At 69.1% G+C, this 530-nt stretch carries 1 protein-coding gene; it reads left to right on the top strand.

Features of this window, described 5'->3' with window-relative positions; all coding sequences use genetic code 11:
- Positions 1-530: LLM class flavin-dependent oxidoreductase (locus tag FK530_RS25430; protein ID WP_146489534.1), on the top strand; the 530-nt coding region annotated here is incomplete at both ends.

Here is a 530-nt window from a genome sequence, read left to right as displayed (position 1 = left end):
CCAGCCTCAACCAGCGTGTCCACGAGACCATCGAACAGGCCCGCGTGGCCGACCAGGTCGGTCTGGACCTCTTCGGGATCGGCGAGCACCACCGCTCCGACTTCGTGGCGTCCTCGCCCCAGGTGTTGCTGGCGGCCGCCGCCCAGGTCACCACCGACATCCGTCTGACCAGTGCAGTCACGGTGTTGTCCTCCGATGACCCTGTCCGGGTGCACGAGCAGTTCTCGACCCTGGACCAGATCTCGGACGGACGGGCCGAGATCATCGCAGGGCGTGGCTCCTACACGGAGTCCTTCCCCCTCTTCGGTTTCCCGCTGAGCGACTACGACGTCCTCTTCGAGGAGAAGCTCGACCTGCTGCTGAGGATCCGCGATCAGAACCCGTTGACCTGGTCGGGCACGACCCGCCCCGACCTGCGCGATGCCGACATCGCGCCACGCCCCCTCCAGGACCGCCTCCCCGTCTGGCGGGCGGTGGGCGGCTCGCCCGCCTCCGCTGTCCACGCCGGCAGGGCCGGGCTCCCGATGATC

Source organism: Tsukamurella conjunctivitidis (genome assembly GCF_007858475.1).
Taxonomy (GTDB): domain Bacteria; phylum Actinomycetota; class Actinomycetes; order Mycobacteriales; family Mycobacteriaceae; genus Tsukamurella; species Tsukamurella conjunctivitidis.
Note: the sequence above shows the minus strand (reverse complement) of the source record. Positions and strands in the feature narration are given on the sequence as shown.